The organism is Nocardioides sp. R-C-SC26 (assembly GCF_021246465.1).
Lineage (GTDB): Bacteria > Actinomycetota > Actinomycetes > Propionibacteriales > Nocardioidaceae > Nocardioides.
In genome coordinates this window covers 1-324 of sequence record NZ_JAHRHK010000065.1, presented here as the reverse complement: position 1 = coordinate 324, position 324 = coordinate 1, and the positions used below count along the sequence as shown (strand labels likewise).

Genomic DNA, 324 nt, shown 5'->3' with positions numbered 1-324 from the left:
GTCTACGCGGCGGGCGTGACCGCCCGGGCAGTCGGGCGCCGCCGGGCCGGGCCGCTCGACACCGTGCTCGACGCGATGACGCGGGTCGATGCCGCCCGCCGTCCGAGCCCCGTCGAAGCGCTCGACCGGCTCCGGTCGCTGCCCGCCGCACCGCCCGCGCCCTGGCCGGTCGTGCCCGACCGGTTCGCCGCCCCAGGCGGCCGGCGGTGGCGGTGGCCGTGGCGGTGGCGGTGACCAAGCCCTCGCCTGGGCCGCGAGCCATCCACCCGGGTGAATCTCCCGGATTCGGGCCCGAATGCGGGCGGGGACACCCAGCTCCTCCCG

General features: G+C 79.3%; 1 protein-coding gene. It reads left to right on the top strand.

Going from position 1 to position 324, the window contains the following annotated elements; translation table 11 throughout:
- The coding region (locus KSO97_RS17455; protein WP_232681957.1) for a hypothetical protein at positions 1-234 on the top strand (234 nt) is incomplete at its 5' end.
- Positions 235-324: the final 90 nt, after the last annotated feature.